The organism is Nocardia barduliensis, assembly GCF_013315795.1.
Lineage (GTDB): Bacteria > Actinomycetota > Actinomycetes > Mycobacteriales > Mycobacteriaceae > Nocardia > Nocardia barduliensis.
In genome coordinates, this window is record NZ_JABLTE010000289.1 from 1 (window position 1) to 588 (window position 588).

Genomic DNA, 588 nt, shown 5'->3' on the forward strand with positions numbered 1-588 from the left:
GTGCCGGAGTGGGGGTGGGCCAGCCGTGACCGGTCTCCGTCTCATCACCGCCACCATCCTGGCGGCCTGCACGAGCGCGCTGGGCACGCCCGGCTCCGGGTCGGCGCAACCACCCGCGAACGGCGGGCCGGGCTGCCCCGCGCTGTGGGTCCTCGGAGTGCAGGGCACCGGCGAGTCCTCGCCAGGCGCATCCCCGATCACCGACACCGGGATGCTCGGATCCCTGCTCGGCCCGGTGGTGGCCGCCGTCCCGGATCTGGTGGCGCGCACCTACATCGCCTATCCCGCCGGGTTCGGGGGCGCGGTCGGGACCGGCGGCGGCCCCGACTCCTACGCGGCCTCAGTGGGCGAGGGCCTGGTCGCGCTCACGGCCACCGCGGAAAGGATCGCCGCCGACTGCCCCGGCACCGCCCTGGCCGTGGTCGGGTATTCCCAAGGCGCGCAGGTGGTATCGGAGTTCGCGCGAGCTGTCGGCGCGGGCGAGGGACCAGTCCCGGCCGAGCGGGTGGCGGGTATCGCCCTGTACTCCGATCCCGATCGCGCCCCCGACTCGCCCGTAATCCCCGGCCGCCCCGGCCAACTCACCCC

The 588-nt window shown here is 75.5% G+C and carries 1 protein-coding gene; it reads left to right on the forward strand.

What is annotated here, in order from left to right:
• Window positions 1-25: 25 nt before the first annotated feature.
• On the forward strand, window positions 26-588 hold a 563-nt coding region (locus HOV91_RS39250), incomplete at its 3' end, for a cutinase family protein (protein WP_174190207.1).